Source organism: Stenotrophomonas sp. SMYL8, assembly GCF_036320065.1.
In the GTDB taxonomy this organism is placed as follows: Bacteria; Pseudomonadota; Gammaproteobacteria; order Xanthomonadales; family Xanthomonadaceae; genus Stenotrophomonas; species Stenotrophomonas maltophilia_A.
In genome coordinates, this window is sequence record NZ_JAWIRR010000002.1 from 59901 (window position 1) to 79107 (window position 19207).

Genomic DNA, 19207 nt, shown 5'->3' on the forward strand with positions numbered 1-19207 from the left:
CGGCCGCTGGCCGGCAACCGTGGAATCCGGGGCAGCCGGCCAGCGGCCGGCTCTACTGATCCAGCGTTCGCGCAATCCAGTGGAATGGATCAATACAGCTCGCAGTGCGTGCGGCCTTCACCCCGCAGCGCGTCCCAGTGCCCTTCGCCACTGATGGCATCGATGGCCTCGCGCACCGCGCCTTCCAGGTGGCTCTTGTTGCCGCACAGGTAAAGATGCCCGCCGCGGGCCAGCACGTCGCGCACTTCATCGCCGCGCTGCTGCAGCACATGCTGCACATAGACCTTTTCGGCGCCATCGCGCGAGAACGCGGTATGCAGGCCGGCCAGCACACCACGCGTGTGCCAGTCCTGCAGCTGGTCGCGATACAGGTAGTCGTGCTGGCTGTGCTTCTCGCCGAACACCAGGTGCACTTCGCGTTGGCAGGCGGTGGCCTGCAGCTCCTGCATCAGGCCCATCAGCGGCGCGATGCCGGTGCCGGTGCCGACCAGCAGAAGGGGAGCTTCGCCGGTATCTGGCAGATGGAAGCCGGGATTGGAGCGGCAGTACACACGGGCGTGGTCGCCGCCGTGCAGCAGGCTGCCGGTGGCAGTGCCGAAGCGCTCGCGACCGCGCAGGGTGTAGCGTACTTCGCGCACGCACAGGCTGAGCTGGTCGTTGCAGGGGTGCGAGGCGATCGAATAGGCGCGCGGCAGTCGCGGTGACAGTAGTTCGCGAAGGCGGGCCAGCGGCACGCTGTCCGGCGTGGCGTGGTCCTGCAGCACGTCCAGCACGTCCAGCCCGTGCAGGTAGGCTTCCAGCTCGCGCTTCTGGCTGACCTTCAACAGGCCCTTCAGCACCTCGCTGCCGCCGAGCTTGGCCAGTTCGCGCAGCACGCCCTTGCTCAGCAGGCGCAGCTCGCGGTCATGCAGGGCGGCCACGGCGGCGGTGTCGCCGTACCAGGTGGCCAATGCCTGCAGCAGGGCAGGGTCGTTCTCGGGTACCACGTGCAGGGTGTCGCCCGCGCGGTAGGCCATGCCACTGCCGGCAATGTCCAGCTGCAGGTGCCAGGCGGCCGGGTCGCTGCTGTTCAAGCGGCGGCGTTCGAGAATGGGGGCGGCAAACGCATTGTCTTCGCCATAGGCAGTCACCTGCAGGTGCAGGTCCTGGCCAGCGTTCACGTCGCCGTCCAGGACCTGGCCCAGCACCGGCTGCCATTGCTGGAAGAACTGCTCGTAGCCCAGATCGGCATCCACGCGGTGCAGCAGCGGCTGCGCCTGGCGCTCGCTCAGCGCGGCATCCAGCGCCTTGGTGAAGCCGCAGAAGCTGGGGTAGCCGGTGTCGCCGAGGCCGAACACCGCATAGCGAAGGCCGCTCAGCGTCGAAGTCTGGCGCAGGGTTTCAAAGAACTGTTCGCCGTTGGCCGGCGGTTCGCCATCGCCGAACGAGCTGGAGATCGCCAGCAGCACATCGCCGTGGCCGAGGCTGGCCACGTCGATGTCGTTGAACGGAAGCACCTGCGGCCCGTGCGGCTGCAGGTCCGCGCCCAGGCGCTGGGCCAGGGCGCGGGCATTGCCCGACTCGGACGCGAAACCCACCAGCAGGCGGCTGAAGGGCGTACTGGTCGGGAGGGCGTTCACGCGGCCTCGTAGAAGTCGTCGAACTTTTCCTTGCTGAACTCGACCAGGTCGTAGTTCTGCATCAGGTCGTTCACCACGCGGCGGATGCTGATGTACGAGGTGATGTTGCCGTCGGCGTCGAACAGCGGCTGCACGGTGGTGTCGACCACGTAGAGCACGCCGCCCTTGCCGAGGTTGGGCACGATGCCGGTCCAGGTCTTGCCGGCCTTGATGGTGTCCCACATGTCCTTGTAGACCGCCTTGGGCACATCCGGATGGCGCACGATGCTGTGCGGCTGGCCGATCAGTTCCTCGCGGGCGAAGCCGGTAAGCGTGCAGAACAGGTCGTTGGCGTAGGTGATGTTGCCCTGCAGGTCGGTGGTGGAGATCACCATGACGTTCTGCATGGCGTTCAGCAGCTGGGCGTTGTCGGGGGTGTAGCTCATCGCAGGGTCCTTGTGGATGCCGGTAACGCCGGCGTGTTCGGTTCCTGCATAGAAATACGCCCGCACGGCGGCGGGCGGTTTGACATTGATCAAGTAGGTGGCGCGATGGCCTGCGACCGGGTGTCGCAGGGGGCGTTCACTGCTGCTGGGGAAAGCCGATCGTCTCGTGGCAATGCTGCACGAGGTGGCGACCTCCCTCATTGATGTGCAAGATGTCTGCGCCACCGAAGAACCGCAGCAGTGCTGCCCCGGTCGTACTGCCCGCATGCGCGGAGCGCCTGGCTGCGGATGGCAGGAACGGATCAGCTCGCGGATCATGTCCGCCAGGCAGATCCGCACGTGCAAGGGCGCCTTCGATCACTAGCTGGGCACATGCGCCTGCCAGATAGGCGTCTGGTTCTCGCTGCCGGCCGCGCCGCGGCTGCCCTGACAATGCGGTGGCGATATGCTGGAACTCATGGGCGGTGGTGGCGATCACGTGCCTGCGCAGCGAGTCGGTGTCGGGGCCGGAGGGAAACCAGAAACTGACCATCTGGCCCTGCGGCTCTGGTCCTGGCAGCTGTCGCCAGATGCCGCCTCCGTCACTTACGATCGTGAGCTGATAGCGCATTGGTGTCCGTTCCTGCCCATTGGCCTGGAGCGGCAATTCAGCGGATCGTGCGGCGGCCTCGCAGAGCCGCGACGCCTGCATGGCTGAAAGCGCTCGATCTGCCCAGAGGACTCGAGTTGCGACGGATGACCTCCTGCACTCGATGGATCGATTGGGATACTCCGAGCTTTCCGGGCCGGGTAGCACCGATACTGTGCTGATCTTCAGATGCGAGAAAGGGCCTCGCAGCAGGGTGGCATACCCTCCATCGGGACTGACCAGGTTCCGGGGAGGCAGCTGGAGGGATTGGCACGCACTTGTGGCCAGAAGGATTGCCGCCAGCCCAGCATAGTGCCCGAGGGCGGGGTCTGGTTGGGTACGCCTGGACTGGCGGCGCTGCATCAGGGGGTCAGCCCGCATTGATACGGCGATGGATATTTCGTACAGACTTGAAAGTCCGAGACTGAGGCCGCCTTGGTGGCTCCGCCGTATCGAGAGGCCGCCGCGATGGTGTTTGGTCCAGGGGCTGCACCTACATCGAATGTTGCGAGGTCGTACCTCAACTCGGTCGCTGGACCGGACGCAGATGCGGCCCAGGCGTTCGCATCATCCGGATCGACAAGCCGGAGGACGGTTCCTGTTCGATGCCATTGGAACTGCTTGGCGGCGATGGTGGCTCCTTGCCGGGCATCAAACAACAGCAGGGTTACGAATCCATTGGCTGGGAAGGCTATGGATGAACCCGAGACGTCGATTTCGAACTGCGCGGCATCTGGTACTTCTGATGTCGACGCCAGCAGAACTCGCTCGAACCAAGGTAGGCCATCGCGTTCGCCTACGCCGATCTTGCCTCCAATCCTGCCTTCTATCCGGCACTTCTTGGTTTCTTCGCACGATGCGCTCAACTGCCACTCCATCGGCCCGCAGCCAGCAGAGACGAGGGTGATACCGACAGCTGCCACGACAACTCGCAGATTGCTCATTGGTAATCTCCACGTTGGACGTCGATTGACCGATCAGCTCAACCTGCTGATCCGGCAGTCGATCCGTACCGGATCAGGCTCGATCAGGCAATCGGAAGTGTTTCAAGGACCTCTGGTAGCTGGCTCCGGGCCTCATTCGACGCGCCAGACACATGCGCAGGTCGCGCCAATGGCGACACTTGCGCCTGCAGTCACACCACGTGGGGAACTCGCGGGCGCATCAGCCCATCAGATAACGCAACACACCCGCAGAAACCACGCCGATCAGCACCGTCGGCAGCATCGACAACCGCGTGGCGGCCAGCAGGGTGATCGCCAGTGCGGCCAGGTCGGCGGGCTTGTCGGCGACGAAGTCGGGCGCGATCACCGAGATCAGCACGCAGCCCGGTGCGGCCTCCATCACGGTCACCGCGCGCTTGCTCAACGTGCGGTTGCGCAGCGCGAGGAAGCCGACGATGCGGGTCAGATAGGTCGCGGCGGCCATCAACACGATGGTCAGTACCGAGGTCCAGTGGATCAGGCCGTTGAAGATCATGCCGCGTCCTCCGCCAGCAGCCAGGCCGCGGCCAGGCCCGCCAGTGCGCCGCTGGCCACGTACCACGCACCCGGCACCAGCAGGTAGGTGGCAGCGGCCACCACCAGGCTGACCAGCCACGGGCGCGCGGCCTTCATGCCCTGCCACATGCCACGCAGCAGCACCAGGAACACGGCGGGGAAGGCCATGTCGAAGCCGTAGGCGTGGATATCGCCCAGCATCGGCCCAACGATCGCACCCAGCGCGGTGCAGGCCACCCAGACCGTGTACAGGCCTGCCGACACGCCCAGGTAGTAGGCCAGGCTGAAGCCGAGCGCACGGCGGCGCGCATCGGCCACGCCCATCGCCCAGCTCTCGTCGCACATGAAGAACAGGGCCGGCAGCACCCGGCGGCGCGGCAGGTGCTGCAGCAGCGGGGCCAGGCTGGCGCCCATCAGCAGGTGGCGGCTGTTGACCAGCGCGGTGATGGCCACAATCAGTGCAATGTGCGGTGGCGAGGTCCACAGTTCGACGGCGGCGAACTCCGAGCCGCCAGCGAAGTTGAGGCCGGTCATCAGCGGCACTTCCAGTGCGCTCAGGCCTTTCTGGGCCGCCTGGGCGCCGAGCACCAGGGCGAACGGAATGAAGCCGATCATCACCGGCACGGCGGCGCGCAGGCCGCGCAGGAATTCGGCACGCGGCGCGGTATCGCAGGTGTCGGGCAGGGAGAGGGTGGTACGGGCGTCCATGGAACGGCACAACGAGGTGGGGGTGGCCCATGCTAGCGGTCCAATCGCGAAATCGGGTTGCGTTGATGCCATTCGATTCGGGAGTATTGAGATTCCATGCGGCCAAGGTCGCCAAAGGTGAAATTCAATGCAGTACCAGCTCGACAACCTCGATCGCCGCATCCTCGACGCCCTGCAGCGTGACGGACGGCTGCAGAACCTGGAGCTGGCCCGGCAGGTGGGCCTTTCGCCCTCGGCCTGTCTGCGGCGGGTGCGGTTGCTGGAGGAGGGCGGCTACATCGATCGCTATGTTGCCCTGCTGAATGAGGCCAAGGTGGGACGTGGCTTCACGGTGTTCGTGCGGGTGTGGCTGCGCGGGCAGGACGAGGACACGACCAATCACTTCATCAACAGCATCAAGTCTTTCCCGGAAGTACTTGAATGCCATCTGATGGCGGGGGACTGCGATTTCCTGCTGCGGGTGGCGGTGGCGGATCTGGACGCCTACCGGCAGTTCCAGATGCAGCACCTGAACCGGATTGCCGGGGTGCAGAACACCAAGACCGAGATCCCGATGCAGCGGATCAAGCAGACGACCCAGTTGCCGCTTTGAGGGATGGGGGTTCCGGCCGGGTTGCACCCGGCACCCGCGGTAGTGCCGGCCGCTGGCCGGCAACCTCAGGAGCAACAGCAACCGCAACGGCGATGTTCCCAGGGCGGCGGGGCGGTGTGGCCAGGCAGGACACGCCGTAGACCCATCCATGGGGGCTCGATGGCGCCATCCATGGCGCCAACGGTCCTGCCTGCCCACACCGCCCCGCGCCTGACAGTTCCCCGCGACCTGTTGGGGTCGGATCCCGTTGCTGTGCAACGGGCTCTGACCCCGGGAGCAGATGGACATGTCTGTTCGATTCATTGATTCCTGATGCGTGACTGGGTTCACGGAGCCTGGCTCAACGCCGGGCGTAGGCAGTGGTCATCGCAATGACATCTGGCCCCGGTACGGTTTGAGCCTGCTTGCTGGTCGCGCGGGCCGGGTCTCCGGTCGTGGCGCGCGTCCACTGCAGCTGCTGTCGCTGCCGAGGGTCATGTGTTCTACGTCAGGGGGCTGAATGGACACCATGCGGTCAGAACTTGGAAGGTGGCCATCGCCGCATGGCTGCTGCTGTCCTCTGCCGCTGCCGCGCAGGACGGTGTTCATGCCTACGATATCCCTGCGCAGCCGCTGGAACAGGCGGTCGAGCGCTTCAGTGTCATCAGCGGGTGGTCGGTGATGTACCCGGGCGACCTCGCCGCGGGCCGCAGCAGCCATGCGCTGCGCGCCAGCCTGATGCCGCTGCCTGCGTTGCAGATGCTGCTGCAGGACACCGGCATCGAGGCCGAGGTGATCGGCGAGCAGCGCGTGGTGCTGCGCCGGGGAACGTCCTCGGCCGCCGAACCCCGTGTTGGCGTCGATCTTCCCGAGGCCGAACGTCGCCGCCGCTATGGCGGCCTGCAGCAGCGCCTGCGCGCGGCGTTCTGTGACGACCCTGAGATCGCGCCCGGCCGCTATGCCGCAACCCTGCGCTTCCGCGTCGACGCCGAGGGCCAGGTGCAGCAGCCCGAACTGCTGTCCGGTAGTGGCAGTGCCCGCCGCGATGCGCGCCTGCTGCAGGCGCTGCAGGGCCTGGTGCTGGCGCCCGACGCCGCTGCGCTGCCGCAGCCGGTGACGCTGCAGATCCGACCTTCCGGCACCGACCACGACTGTGGCCGGCGCGCGCCCCTTCCATGACTTCAAGGATTCGAACATGAGCAACGGTACGGCTGGGGCAGTTGACCTGATGGACCACCTTCTGGGGGCCTACGACGAGCTGAAGCGCCGCCTGGTGCGCAAGCTGGGCTCGGAGGAGCTGGCCGGCGATGCGCTGCAGGACACCTGGATGCGCCTGAGTGCGCGCCGTGACCGCCTGGATGCCGTGCAGAACCCCGCGGCCTACCTGTTGCGCATGGCGATGAACACGGTGATCGACCGCCAGCGTGCCGACCACCGCCTGCTGAGCCTGGAAGAGGTGGATACGCTGATGGAGATGGCCGACCCTGCACCGGGCCCGGCGCAGGCGGCCGAACTGGATTTCGCGCTGGAGGACATGGTCGGCCTGCTGCAGCGCATGCCCGAGCGCCGACGCCGCATCCTGCTGGCGATCCGCGTCGATGGCCTGCAGCAGCGCGACGTCGCCGACCAGCTGGGCGTGTCGCTGCGGCTTGTGCAGCGCGAGCTGAAAGCGGCCCAGGACTACTTGGCCGAGCGCAGTGGACAGGGGCGTCAGGTGCGGTTCTGAGCGACGGCATCCGTCTACACTTTGACGCCGAGCAGAACCCCGCAGCGTGCGGGTCCGGCATGAGCCCCCATGGATCCTGACGATCGCCTGCAACGCCCGCTGGATGCCGTCGAGCGTCAGGCCCACGCGTGGGTGGTGCGGCTGACTTCGGGCGAGGCGACCGCCGCCGATGGGCGCAGGTTCCGCGAGTGGTGCGAGGCTGACCCGCGTCATCGCGAAGCATTCGGCCGTGCGCGCCGGCAATGGGAGCGGGTACGCCTGGCCGGCGAACAGCTGCCCGCCGCTGCGCGCCAGCCGGTCGCGCCGACGCCGGCCCAGCGCTGGAGCCGGCGCGCCTTCCTGGGCGCCGCGATTGCTGCGCCAGCCAGCCTGGTGGTGGTGGCGGCGATCCGCCCACCGCTGGGGCTGTGGCCGTCGGTGACGGCCATGGCGGCCGATTTCCACACCGGCACCGGCGAACGGCTGCGGATCGCGCCCCTGCCGCAGTTGAAGATCGAACTGGATACGCAGAGCAGCCTGCGCCGCCGTGCGGACGCGCAGGGCGAAGGCTTCGAGCTGGTGCAGGGCCAGGCCGCGATCGAAACCGAGGCTGGCCTGCGCCTGGCCTTGTTCGCGGGGCCAGGCTGCGTGATTGCCGAGGAAGGTGCGGTGCGCCTGGACGTGCGCAATACCCATGGACAGGTACGGGTGACCTGCCTGCAGGGCAGTGCCCGCATCGAGCACCCACAGGGCCGCCTGCAGCTGCAGGCGGGCCAGCAGACCCAGTACGACGAGCGCCTCAGTGGTGTGGTGGCCGAGGCCGTGGCTTCGGAGGTGGGCGCCTGGACCGAGGGCATGCTGGTATTCCGCCGCGCACCGCTGCGCGAGGTGGTGGATGAGATCAACCGATACCGCCGCGGCAAGGTACTGCTGGGCGAATCGGCGTTGGCGCGTGCCCCGGTCAGTGGCCGCTTCCGCATCGATGATCCGGACGCCGCGCTGGAGCAGCTGCGACTGACGATGTCGCTGGATCTGCGTCGCTTTCCGGGTGGCATTGCCGTCCTTGGTTAGGTGAAGACGCTGGCCGTGTGCGCCGCGCAGGGCTGTTGCAAGCAAGGAGACGCCAAGGATGCGCAACGAGACCATCGGTGTGCTGGATCTGCGCCGCAATCTGTCGGCGTTGCTGGAAACCACGCAGCGACGGCCCTTGATGGTGCATCGCTATGGATCGCCGTGGGTGTGCGTGGTATCCGATGCGCAATGGCAGCAACAGGCCGTTCTGCTGGAGTTCGATCCGCAGTCGCACCCGTTGGCGATGCTGTTGCGGCTGCAGCAGCAGGTGCTGCCCCTCGCTGAGGCCGGCACGCTACCGCCTGCGGCGATGGCGCGCGTGCTGCTGCTGATGGGCATGCACGGCATCGACGATCTCGTGCAACTGCACGAGCAGGTACAGCATCATCGTCTTTGGCACTGGTTCGTGGCCGGCACCCATGGCGTGATGGATGGCTGGCAGCTGCCGGCGCTGCGTGTTGCTATGGCGTCATGGTGCGATGACATGGATATGTCCAATGCGCTGGCAACGTTCGCCGCGCGCAGCGATGTGGCGATACTGGCGCGCCGTTGCGGGGGCGAAGCACCGCGACTGGAGCGCGAAGCCTGCAGGCAGATGACGCTGCGATGACGTTGCTGATGAAGCGCCACGCAGCGCACAGAGACGCATTCGCGTTGTCGCTTCTCCTGCCTTGCTGACGTCTTCTCCAGAGTACGACGCACCACGCGTCGCGGAGCACGGGCGGCGCCGATGGCAGACAGTCGCAGGATCAGCATGCTGGAGCTGGATCGTCACCTGAGCCAGTCGCTGGAACAGGCACGGCATACGCCCGTGAACGTGCAGCGCTATGGGCACTCGTGGGTCTGGGTACTGTCCAGTGACGCCTGGGCAGATGCGGCGCGCTGGGCGGCACTGGACAGCAGCGCGCATCCGCTGGCGGCGTTGCGGCGCGCCCTCGATCTGCAGCTGCGGCCCTGGCCCGAAGCGGCCATGAACGCGCTGCCGCTTGATGCAGGCGATGTGCGGCTGCTGCAACGTGCGGCGCTGCTGGTGGTCGTGCGTGATCTCAACAGTGCGCAGCGCGTGTACGACGATCTGCGCTACCACCAGGCCTACCGGATGTTCATCGGCCTCGACCATGGCACCGCGTGGTCGCCGATGCAGTGCGTGCGCCTGCTGCAGGCCTGCGCGCACCCGTTGCTGCGCGGCTGCATCGACGATGCGCTGGCCAGCGTGCCGCAGCACCTGTTCGAGTCTGCATGTGCCCCGGCTACACGTGTTGCGCCTGCACAGGCACGCGCGCAGCGAATAGCAGGCGGATGTTTATCGTACTGACACATGCACCGCTGACCATGGCGCAGCGGTCTCTTCCAGGATGACGAGGGCGGAACAATGGCAAGGCAGGTGGGTAGTCGCAGGGCTCGGCAGCAGGGCTTCAGCCTGATCGAGATCATGGTGGTGGTGGTGATCATCGGCATTCTCGCGGCATTGATCGTGCCGCGGTTGATGGACCGTCCCGACCAGGCGCGCGTGGTGGCGGCGCGCCAGGACATCGCGGCGCTGATGCAGGCATTGAAGTTGTTCAAGCTGGACAACGGTCGCTATCCCAGCGCCGAACAGGGCCTGCAGGCGCTGGTGAAGCCGCCGCAGGGCAGCGGTGCGATGCCGGTGACACCGTATCTGGATCGCCTGCCGAATGACCCATGGGGCCATCCGTACCAGTACCAGATTCCCGGAACCCATGGCGACATCGATGTGTTCTCGCTGGGTGCGGACAGCAAACCCGGTGGCGACGCCGGGAACGCGGACATCGGCTCCTGGCAGCTGTGAGGCGTGCAGATGACAGCCCGGACGCGTTCGGTCCCGTGCACCCGCCAGCGCGGCATGGCGGTGATCGTCGCCCTGCTGGTGGTGGCATTGGTGGCGGTGATTGCCACTGCACTGCTGACCCGGCAGTCGGCACAGCTGCGTGCGCTGCGTGGCGACCAGCTGCGTGCGCAGGTGCGCATGGCGGTCGATGCCACCCTGGAGCGCGCGGCGCAGCAGCTGCGTGACGATGTAAAGGAGCAGTTGACCACGGTGCGCAGCGGCCGTTGGGCGCGTCCACTGACGCTGCAGGCGCCGCTGCCGGTGCAGTTGCAGCTGGTCGATGCACAGTCCATGTTCAACCTGCGCAACCTGCTGGCCTATGGCAAGCCGGACCCGGAGGCACGGCGCGCGTTGATCGCGCTGTGTGCCGGGCAGGGCCTGGGGCAGGGTGCCTGTGCATCTGCTGCCGATCACATCCAGGCGAGGCTGCGTGATGGCGACCTGCAGGCGCAGGCGCCGTTGCCGCGTGAATCGCTGATCGAGCAGGCCTTGGCGGGCGCCGACCCAGTGGCGGTGCAGGCACTGGCACGGCGCACCGTGGTGCTGCCGGCCCAGACCCTGGTCAATGCCAACACCAGTGACATCAGCGTGTTGCAGGCGGTCACTCCCGGCGTGGAGCCGGGGCGCCTGCAGGCGCTGCTCGGTGAGCGCGACGGTGGCCATTGGCTGCTCAACCGCGGCGATATCGCCAATCGACTGCAACTGAGCAGCGCGCAGATGGCCGTGGTGCCGCTTGGCATTCATAGCGAGTGGTTCCTTGCCGTCGGCCAGGTACAGGCCGATGGCAATGCGGTCGACTTCCGGGCCCTGATCTGGCGCGAGTACCGCGATGACAGTGTGCGCGTGCAGCGTGTGTGGACGAGGATTGGAGCATGAGCGTGCAGCTGAGGGTGCGCCTGCCGGCGCTGGAACACCTGCGCGCCGACAGTACGGTCGAGTGGGCGCAGATGCACAAGGGTGGGGTGCTGGCCCATGGCCGCGAGGGCTTGGCCGTGCTCGGGCAACGTCATCCGCAGGCCGAGGTGCTGGCCTGTCTCGATCCGCAGGACCTGATCCTGCTGGAACTGCAGCTGCCGCCGCTGTCGGGCCGCAGGCTGCAGGCCGCATTGCAGGGCGAAGTAGAGGCGATGCTGCTGGATGACCTGCAGGAGGTGGCGCTGGCGCACGGTGCACAGGCGGCTGACGGTACCGTTCCGGTGGCCTGGCTCGGCCAGCAGGCGGTCCTGCAGGCGCAGCAGCTGCTGGCCTCGTGCGCACTGCAGCTGCAGGCGCTGTATCCGACGCCGCTGCTGCTGCCGTGGCAGGACGGACAGGCCACGCTGCAGGTCAGCGGCGAGCACCTGCTGGTGCGCAGCGGGCGCGATCGTGGGTTCGTCCAATGGTATGGCGGACGTGACGCGTGTGCCGTGATGCAAGCCCTGGCCGTGCGCCTGCAGCAGGCCGGCGTGCAGGCCGTGCAATGGATCGACAGCGTGCCGTCGGCGTGGCCGGAGAACCTGCCGGCCACCGTGGTCGCGCATGAACGGCAGGCCAGCGGACCCGTGCCAGCGTGGTCGTTGCCACTGCCTGGTCGCAGCAGGCAGGCACCACGCGTGGCGATCGGCCTCGCATTGGCGGCGGTGTTGCTGGCTGCGCTTGGGCTGCAGCTGCAGGTCTCGCGCTGGCGCAGCGAGGGCGAGGCGTTGCAGCAGGACATGGCGCGGCAGTTCAGCTCGCACTTTCCGGAGATCACCGATGTGGTGGACCCGGTGCTGCAGGCGCGGCGCGCGCTGGCCGTGCCGTTGCCGGCGCCGCCGTTGCCACCGGTGCAGCGGCAGGTCGCAACGACGCTGCAGGCGATTCCGGAGTTGGGCGGCCAGGTGCGCGGCCTGCGCTATCAACCCGGCCAGCTGGAACTGGAGCTGGACGCCGATGCGCAGGCGGTAGCCGATGACGCACAGCGGCTGGAGCAGTGGCAGCAGGCGGCGCAGGCGCAGGGCCTGCAGCTGGCGCGCGAGGCCGGTGGACGCCTGCGCGTGAGTGGGGGCGGACAGTGACCGCCAGAGCCGTGCGCCTGGGCGAGGGTGTGGCCGGTCTGCAGCGACGCTGGCAGCACCTGCCGCCGCGCGACCGCTGGATGCTGTGGGTGATGGTGCTGGCGCTGCTGGTAGCGGGGCTGTGGTCATTCTGGCTGGAGCCGCTGCTGAAACAGCGTGCGCACTGGCAGGCTGAGCTGCCGCGGCTGCAGGCGCAGGCGCGCGCACTGGCGCCGCTGCTGCGTGCACGCGAACGCCAGCAGCAGGTGCAGGGGCAGCGCCCGACGCTGGCCGCGCTGCGTAATGGAATCAAGTCCGCCGGCCTCGCCGATGGACTGCATGTCGAAGCACGCGACGGGCGTTGGCACCTGCAGGTGCAGGCCGTACCTGCTGACGCACTGTGGAACTGGCTGCTGCCCGTGCTGGCCGATCCGGCCATCGAACTGCAGCAGCTGCAACTGACACGCACAGGGGATGCGAACATGCCGGCGGCACGGATATCCGGAAACATCGTGATGGCACTCACTGCGGGTGGCCATTCATGAGGGCGATGCGCAGCCTTGCCTGCAGCACTGTACTGGCCCTGATCGTGGGTGGCGCTCAGGTTGTTGCACCGGCACAGGCGCAGGACGCCCCCGATGAACCGGTGCAGCTGAACCTGGTGGATACCGATATCCGCGGCGTGCTGCGCATGGCGGCACGGTTCACCGGCCGCCAGTTCCTGGTCGACCCGCGGGTGACCGGCAAGATGACGGTGGTTTCCGATGGCCCGGTCAGCCGTACCCAGGCCTACCAGTTGCTGCTGGGCGCGCTGCGCATGCGTGGCTTCGCGGTGGTCGAGAATGGCGGCGTCAGCCGGGTGGTGCCGCAGGTCGAGGCCAAGCTGTTGGGAGGGCGCGTCGGCACCGGTGGTGCAGGGGGCGAGGTCGCCACGCGTACCTTCGCGCTGCGCTACGAGAACGCGGCTGCGCTGGTGGCGGTGCTGCGGCCGATGATCAGCCCGGACAATCCGATCACCGCCAACCCGGGCAACAACACCCTGGTGATCACTGACTATGCCGACAACCTGGAGCGCATCGCGCGGGTGATCGCCAGCGTCGATACACCGGCCGGCATGGACACGGATGTGGTGAAGCTGCAGCAGGGCATTGCCGTTGACGTAGCGGCGATGGTCGCGCCGTTGCTGGATGCGCAGGGCGCCGAGCCCAGCCAGAAGGTGGTGGTGATGGCCGACCCCCGCAGCAACAGCGTGCTGCTGCGCTCCAGCAGCCCGGGCCGAACGCGCCTGGCGCGGCAGCTGGTGGAGAAGCTGGACCGTGCCCAGGACGAGTCCGGCAACCTGCATGTGGTCTACCTGCGCAATGCCCAGGCCAACCAGCTCGCCGGTGTGCTGCGCGGCGTGGTGGCCGGGCAGAGCGATGCACCGGCAATGGGCAGCAACGAAGGCATCACGCCACTGCCCGGCGATGCAAACCGTTCCACACCCGCGCAGCCGTCGCAGCCACAGCAGGCCAAGACCGGTGGCAATGCGCTGGAATCGCAGCGGCTGGACCCGAACCGCCGCGACCCGATCGACGCCGGAAGCACGGGCTTCAGCCAGAACGGCATTTCGGTGCAGGCCGACGTGGCCACCAACACGCTGCTGATCTCGGCGCCGGAGCCGGTCTACCGCAACCTTCGGCGGGTGATCGACCAGCTCGACCAGCGCCGTGCACAGGTGCTGGTGGAAAGCCTCATCGTGGAGGTCAACCAGACCGACGCGGCCGAACTGGGCGTGCAGTGGATGCTGGGCAATGGCCGCACCTTCGGCGGCACCCATTTCGGTGGTGTCACCGGCGGCAGCGGCCTGAACACCGCCGCGCGCACCACCCTGGACGTCCTGCCCAAGGACGGTCTGAAGATCGGTGTCATCGACGGCACCATCAACCTGCCCGGTGTCGGCCAGATCCTCAACATGAAGGCGTTGGCCAATGCGTTGCAGAGCAAGGGTGGTGCCAACATCCTGTCCACGCCGAACCTGATGACGCTGGACAACGAGGCGGCCAGCATCATGGTCGGCCAGACCGTGCCGTTCGTCAGCGGTCGCTACGTGACTGACGGTGGCGGCGGCAGCAACAACCCGTTCCAGACCATCGTGCGCGAGGATGTGGGCCTGAAGCTGCGGGTCCGCCCGCAGATTTCCGAGGGCGGCACGGTGAAGCTGGACATCTACCAGGAAGTCAGCAGCATCGACGCGCAGAGCGCGAACAGCACGGCCGGCATCATCACCAACAAGCGAGCGCTGGATACCAGCGTACTGCTGGACGATGGCCAGATCATGGTGCTGGGTGGCCTGCTGGAGGACAACGTCAGCCACGGTCGTGACGCGGTGCCGGGGCTGGGAAAGATCCCGGTGCTGGGGGCGCTGTTCCGCAGTGATACGCGCAAGCGCTCCAAGACCAACCTGATGGTGTTTCTGCGGCCGCACGTGGTGCGCGACCCCGCCGCTGGCCAGCGCCTGACCCGCGACCGCTACGACTACATGCGCAACGCGCAGGCGGGTGCGCAGCCGGCGCAGAGCTGGGCATTGCCGGCGCTGTCCGCACCGCAGCTGCCGCCGCAGGACCTGTCTGTACTCGGCCAGGGCAATGCGCGCGATGGCCAGGGCCAGCCGCTGCAGAACAGCAGCCTGGCGGCGCTTTACCCGTCCGGTGACGGCGATGCGCAGCTGGTGCAGTTCGCGCAGGGGTTGGACCCCGCGCGTGCCAGCCAGGGCGTGGCGCAGGTGCGGGCACTGGGCCTGCAGGCCTATGCCGAAGCGACGCCGGGTGAGAGCGGGCAACGCCTGCGGGTGCGATTGCCGCGCGACCCGGCGACGCTGGATCCGGCGCTGCAGCAGCTGCGCGGGCTGGGCTACACGCCGGAACTGGTGATCGGGCCGTGAGCACCGCCGCGCCACTGCCGTACGCCTGGGTGCGCAGCCACGGCGTGATGCTGTCCGAAGTTGGCGGCGAGTCGGTGCTGCTGGGTACCGCCGAAACCGCGGCGTGGGCCGTGGCCGAACTGCGCCGACGGCATGGTCCGCTGCCGTTCCAGGCACTGGATGCCGCGACCTGGCAGCAGCGGCTGGGTGAGCAGTACCGTGACGGCGGCGATGCCGCTGCCGTGGTCGGTGCCGCTGAAAGCGAAGTCGATCTGGACCGGCTGATGCAGGACATGCCGGAAGTCACCGACCTGCTGGACGCGCAGGACGATGCGCCGGTGATCCGCATGATCAACGCGCTGCTGGCACAGGCCGCACGCGATGGCGCCAGCGACCTGCACATCGAGCCATTCGAGACCCACTCGGTGGTGCGCTACCGGGTGGACGGCACCCTGCGCGACATGGTGCAGCCGCGGCGCGCACTGCACGCGGCGCTGGTGTCGCGCATCAAGATCATGGCGCACCTAGACATCGCCGAGAAGCGCCTGCCGCAGGACGGGCGCATCGCGATCCGCGTGGGTGGGCGTCCGCTGGATATCCGTGTCTCCACGGTGCCGACCGGGCATGGCGAGCGCGCCGTGCTGCGACTGCTGGAAAAGGATGCCGGCCGCCTGCAGCTGCAGCGCCTGGGCATGGCCGATGACACACTGGCCACGTTCACCGGATTGATCCGGCAGCCGCATGGCATCGTGCTGGTCACCGGGCCGACCGGCAGCGGCAAGACCACTTCGCTGTACGCCGCGCTGGGCCAGCTCGACAGCAGCACCAGCAACATCCTCACCGTGGAAGACCCGGTGGAGTACGACTTCGCCGGCATCGGCCAGATCCAGGTCAACGCGCGTATCGGCATGAGCTTCGGCACGGCGCTGCGCGCGATTCTGCGCCAGGACCCGGACACCATCATGATCGGTGAGATCCGCGACCTGGAAACCGCACAGATTGCGGTGCAGTCGTCGCTGACCGGCCATGGCGTGCTGGCGTCCCTGCACACCAACGACGCGATCTCGGCGGTGACCCGCCTGGCCGACATGGGCGTGGAACCGTTCCTGCTGGCCTCGTCGCTGCGCGGTGTGCTGGCGCAGCGGTTGGTGCGGCGGCTCTGCACGCAATGCAGGCGTGCCGAGGTGGACGGCGAGGGCCGTACCGTGTGGCGAGCGGTGGGCTGCGCGGCCTGTGCCAACAGCGGCTACCGGGGACGCACCGGCATCCATGAGCTGTTCGTGGTCGACGACCGCGTGCGTGCGTTGATCCATGAAGGGCAGGGTGAACCTGCGCTGCGCGAGGCTGCGCGGCGTGCCGGCATGCGGACCTTGCGCCAGGACGGCCAGCGTTGGGTCGACAGCGGGGTGACCACGCTGGAAGAGATCCTGCGCGTCACCGGCGACGACTGAGGCCTGCATGGCACTGTTCGACTACCAGGCTGCCAACGCGCAGGGCCGCATCGAGAAGGGTCAGCTGGACGCCGACAGCCCGCGCGGCGCACGCCAGCTGCTGCGCGGTCGCGGGCTGACACCCGTGCAGGTCAGCGCGGCGCGCGGTGCGGGCAGTGGCTGGGGCGCCCGCCGGCTGTCTGCCAGCGAGCTGGCCTGGGCCACGCGCCAGCTGGCCAGCCTGCTGGCCGCGAGCCTGCCGTTGGAAGCCGCATTGACTGCGGTGATCGAACAGGCCGAGCGCCCGCATGTGGCCCAGGCACTCACCGCCGTACGCGCCGACGTGCGTGCCGGCCAGCGCCTGACCGTTGCGCTGGCCGCGCGGCCGCGCGATTTCCCGCCGATCTATCGGGCGCTGGTGGGCGCAGGTGAAGACTCCGGTGACCTGGCGCGGGTGATGGAGCGCCTTGCCGACTACATCGAAGAACGCAACGCGCTGCAGGCCAAAGTACTGACCGCCTTCATCTACCCAGCGGCAATCAGCCTGGTGTCGGTGGCGATCGTGATCTTCCTGCTCAGCTACGTAGTGCCGCAGGTGGTGACCGCGTTCGTGCAGGCGCGGCAGACGCTGCCGATGCTGACCCAGGTGATGCTGGCGGCCAGCGCGTTCGTGCGCGGCTGGGGAGTGTGGGCGGGGCTCGGCATCGCTGCGTTGGTGGTGGCATGGCGGTTGGCTCTGCGCAAGCCCGAGCTGCGCCTGCGCTGGGACGCGATGCTGCTGCGGGTGCCGATGGTCGGTCGTTTCGTACTGGGTGTGAACAGTGCGCGCTTTGCCTCGACCCTGGCGATCCTGCTGGATGCCGGCGTGCCGCTGCTGCGTGCACTGGAAGCGGCGCGGCAGACGCTTGGCAATGCGCTGCTGGCGCGTTGCGCTGATGACGTGTCCGCGCGCGTACGCGAAGGTGCCGCGCTTGGCTCTGCGCTGAAGGTGCAGAAGGTGTATCCGCCGATCCTGGTGCACCTGGTGGCCAGCGGCGAGAAGACCGGCGCATTGGCACCACTGCTGGATCGCGCGGCACAGACGATCTCGCGCGAGATCGAGCGCCGCGCGATGGCACTGACCGCGTTGCTGGAGCCGACCATGATCCTGGTGATGGGCGGCGTGGTGCTGACCATCGTGCTGGCCGTGCTGATGCCGATCATGGAAATGAACCAGCTGGTGCAGTGATGCGCAACGGACATCACGGGTAGCGCCGCGCCATGCCCGGCGAGCGCGCAGCGCGGCACGCTTCCGATTCTCCACACAATCCTCCACACCTTTTTTCGATCTTCCACAGGTTTCTTAAGCGGCCTGTCATCGGCGCGGACCAGCATGGACACGTCGCCGCAGAGTGGGCTGGGAGGCCCTCGGCGGCAGCAGGCGTGTAGTGACCGTTCCTCCCTTGGTGTTTCCCTTCGCAGTAAACCCTTCAGGAGAAGATCATGAACAAGTACAAGACCCTGGCCGCGCTGGTTGCCACCGCGCTGCTCGCTACCGTTGGCGCCGCCTCGGCGCAGACCGTTACCGGCGGCGGCGCTTCGCTGCCGGCCGACCTCTACAAGGGTTCGTCCGACAGCATCCTGCCGGCGAACTTCACCTACGCCGTGACCGGTTCGGGCACCGGCAAGAAGGCCTTCCTGGAAAACAACTCGCTGCTGTTCTCGACCACCGGCACCGTGCACTTCGCCGGCAGTGATTCGGTGCTGAGCAGCACCGAGCTGAGCACCTACACCACCAACTTCAACCAGCCGACCAACGCCAACCGCTACGGCGCGCTGATCCAGGTGCCGTCGGTGGCCACGTCGGTCACCATCCCGTTCAACAAGGCCGGTTCGGCGGTGGACCTGAGCGTGGCGCAGATCTGCGGCGTGTTCTCGGGTGCGATCAGCGACTGGTCGACCATCGATTCCAACCGCAGCGGTCCGATCCAGGTGGTGTACCGCCCGGAAAGCAGCGGTACCAGCGAAATGTTCAGCCGCTTCCTGACCGCCGCCTGTGCCGCTGAGAACGCTGAAACCTCGAAGCTGGTGGGTGGCAAGTTCGCCATCAAGTCGACTTTCGCCGACCTGTACAAGCGCGATGACAACGGCGCCCTGCCGGCGTTCCTGGTGGCCGCCCCGGCCACCGGTGGCACCTCGCTGTACAACGCTGTCTACGCTGCTGAAGGCCGTATCGGCTACGTCGGCCCGGACGTGATCCCGAGCCTGACCGATGCGACCAAGGTCGCCAAGGTCAAGGGCTTCTCGCCGGACCAGGTGAGCGTGCAGGCTACCCTGGACACCGTCGCTCCGCCGACCGGCGCCGCTGCTGAGGACCCCGCCAACTGGGTGCCGGTGTTCGGCAACCCGTCGGCCGGCTATCCGATCGCCGGCTACACCAACCTGGTGATCGGCCAGTGCTACAAGGATTCGAGCGTCGCCACCAGCCTGCGCGGCTTCCTGGCCCGCCACTATCCGGCGACCTACACCGTCGCTTATGAGAAGTCGATCACCGACCACGGCTTCATCCCGCTGACCAAGGCCTGGCGCGATGCTATCCGCAACCGCTTCGTGCTGGCCAGCAGCGCTGCCGGCCTGAACAACCCCAGCACCTGCTCGGGCATCGGTCGTCCGCTGTAATCCGCAGCACTGGTTGAGTCCTGCTTGACCCGACGCCGGCCTTCTGGGCCGGCGTCGCCATTTCCGCGACGGTGCCGCCGCTGCAGCGTTTCGCTGTCGGCTTCGTGTCACGTGAACCGTCTATCTG

General features: G+C 67.6%; 20 protein-coding genes. 14 read left to right on the plus strand and 6 right to left on the minus strand.

Annotation, left to right across the window (positions count from 1 at the left end; all coding sequences use genetic code 11):
- Window positions 1-89: 89 nt before the first annotated feature.
- The 6 genes from V3B25_RS02360 to V3B25_RS02385 all read right to left on the minus strand — a co-directional run bounded on the left by V3B25_RS02360 (window position 90) and on the right by V3B25_RS02385 (window position 4879).
- The gene (locus V3B25_RS02360) at window positions 90-1619 is read right to left on the minus strand and encodes a sulfite reductase flavoprotein subunit alpha (RefSeq protein ID WP_329809961.1); all 1530 of its coding nucleotides are present in this window, start codon (window positions 1617-1619) and stop codon (window positions 90-92) included.
- A complete protein-coding gene (locus V3B25_RS02365; protein ID WP_005409905.1) occupies window positions 1616-2044 on the minus strand; it encodes a PAS sensor domain-containing protein in 429 nt (142 codons plus the stop codon). The genes V3B25_RS02360 and V3B25_RS02365 overlap by 4 nt, the downstream gene beginning before the upstream one ends.
- Before the next feature lie 136 nt (window positions 2045-2180).
- Window positions 2181-2654: a hypothetical protein gene (locus V3B25_RS02370; protein WP_049423001.1), complete on the minus strand. Its 474-nt coding sequence runs from the start codon at window positions 2652-2654 to the stop codon at window positions 2181-2183.
- 380 nt (window positions 2655-3034) lie between these two features.
- The gene (locus tag V3B25_RS02375; protein ID WP_152905246.1) at window positions 3035-3616 is read right to left on the minus strand and encodes a hypothetical protein; all 582 of its coding nucleotides are present in this window, start codon (window positions 3614-3616) and stop codon (window positions 3035-3037) included.
- 220 nt (window positions 3617-3836) lie between these two features.
- Complete coding sequence (locus V3B25_RS02380) at window positions 3837-4151, minus strand: AzlD family protein (protein ID WP_005409898.1); 315 nt, start codon at window positions 4149-4151, stop codon at window positions 3837-3839.
- On the minus strand, window positions 4148-4879 hold the full coding sequence (locus V3B25_RS02385; protein WP_329809962.1) for an AzlC family ABC transporter permease: 732 nt from the start codon (window positions 4877-4879) through the stop codon (window positions 4148-4150). The genes V3B25_RS02380 and V3B25_RS02385 overlap by 4 nt, the downstream gene beginning before the upstream one ends.
- Window positions 4880-5006: 127 nt before the next feature.
- Between V3B25_RS02385 and V3B25_RS02390 the strand changes: the two genes are divergently transcribed.
- The 14 genes from V3B25_RS02390 (at window position 5007) to V3B25_RS02455 (ending at window position 19080) form a co-directional block, all read left to right on the plus strand.
- Complete coding sequence (locus V3B25_RS02390; protein ID WP_005409896.1) at window positions 5007-5471, plus strand: Lrp/AsnC family transcriptional regulator; 465 nt, start codon at window positions 5007-5009, stop codon at window positions 5469-5471.
- A 477-nt stretch (window positions 5472-5948) separates the two neighbouring features.
- Window positions 5949-6629 (plus strand): TonB C-terminal domain-containing protein, encoded by a 681-nt coding sequence (locus tag V3B25_RS02395; protein ID WP_049422999.1) that lies wholly within the window; start codon window positions 5949-5951, stop codon window positions 6627-6629.
- Window positions 6630-6645: 16 nt separating this feature from the next.
- Window positions 6646-7176 carry a sigma-70 family RNA polymerase sigma factor gene (locus V3B25_RS02400; RefSeq protein ID WP_032128154.1) on the plus strand — a complete coding sequence of 177 codons (531 nt, stop codon included), beginning with the start codon at window positions 6646-6648 and terminating at the stop codon, window positions 7174-7176.
- Between the two features lie 69 nt (window positions 7177-7245).
- Entirely contained in the window at window positions 7246-8226 is a 981-nt protein-coding gene (locus V3B25_RS02405; protein ID WP_329809963.1) for a DUF4880 domain-containing protein, read from the plus strand.
- Window positions 8227-8284: 58 nt separating this feature from the next.
- Complete coding sequence (locus V3B25_RS02410) at window positions 8285-8836, plus strand: hypothetical protein (RefSeq protein ID WP_049422997.1); 552 nt, start codon at window positions 8285-8287, stop codon at window positions 8834-8836.
- Between the two features lie 120 nt (window positions 8837-8956).
- A complete protein-coding gene (locus V3B25_RS02415; RefSeq protein ID WP_049422996.1) occupies window positions 8957-9541 on the plus strand; it encodes a hypothetical protein in 585 nt (194 codons plus the stop codon).
- Between the two features lie 57 nt (window positions 9542-9598).
- Window positions 9599-10036 carry a type II secretion system major pseudopilin GspG gene (gspG, locus tag V3B25_RS02420; protein WP_032128123.1) on the plus strand — a complete coding sequence of 146 codons (438 nt, stop codon included), beginning with the start codon at window positions 9599-9601 and terminating at the stop codon, window positions 10034-10036.
- A 9-nt stretch (window positions 10037-10045) separates the two neighbouring features.
- Window positions 10046-10951 (plus strand): type II secretion system minor pseudopilin GspK, encoded by a 906-nt coding sequence (gspK, locus tag V3B25_RS02425; RefSeq protein ID WP_329809964.1) that lies wholly within the window; start codon window positions 10046-10048, stop codon window positions 10949-10951.
- The gene (gene gspL / locus V3B25_RS02430; protein WP_049422994.1) at window positions 10948-12111 is read left to right on the plus strand and encodes a type II secretion system protein GspL; all 1164 of its coding nucleotides are present in this window, start codon (window positions 10948-10950) and stop codon (window positions 12109-12111) included. Before gspK ends, gspL begins: the two co-directional genes overlap by 4 nt.
- Window positions 12108-12635, plus strand: coding sequence for a type II secretion system protein GspM (gspM, locus tag V3B25_RS02435; RefSeq protein WP_329809965.1), 528 nt, complete (start codon window positions 12108-12110; stop codon window positions 12633-12635). The genes gspL and gspM overlap by 4 nt, the downstream gene beginning before the upstream one ends.
- Complete coding sequence (gene gspD, locus V3B25_RS02440; protein WP_329809966.1) at window positions 12632-15013, plus strand: type II secretion system secretin GspD; 2382 nt, start codon at window positions 12632-12634, stop codon at window positions 15011-15013. The genes gspM and gspD overlap by 4 nt, the downstream gene beginning before the upstream one ends.
- A complete protein-coding gene (gene gspE, locus V3B25_RS02445; protein ID WP_049422991.1) occupies window positions 15010-16443 on the plus strand; it encodes a type II secretion system ATPase GspE in 1434 nt (477 codons plus the stop codon). Before gspD ends, gspE begins: the two co-directional genes overlap by 4 nt.
- 7 nt (window positions 16444-16450) lie before the next feature.
- A complete protein-coding gene (gspF, locus tag V3B25_RS02450) occupies window positions 16451-17650 on the plus strand; it encodes a type II secretion system inner membrane protein GspF (protein WP_329809967.1) in 1200 nt (399 codons plus the stop codon).
- Window positions 17651-17904: 254 nt separating this feature from the next.
- Window positions 17905-19080: a substrate-binding domain-containing protein gene (locus tag V3B25_RS02455; protein WP_049422989.1), complete on the plus strand. Its 1176-nt coding sequence runs from the start codon at window positions 17905-17907 to the stop codon at window positions 19078-19080.
- The last annotated feature ends 127 nt before the right edge of the window (window positions 19081-19207 follow it).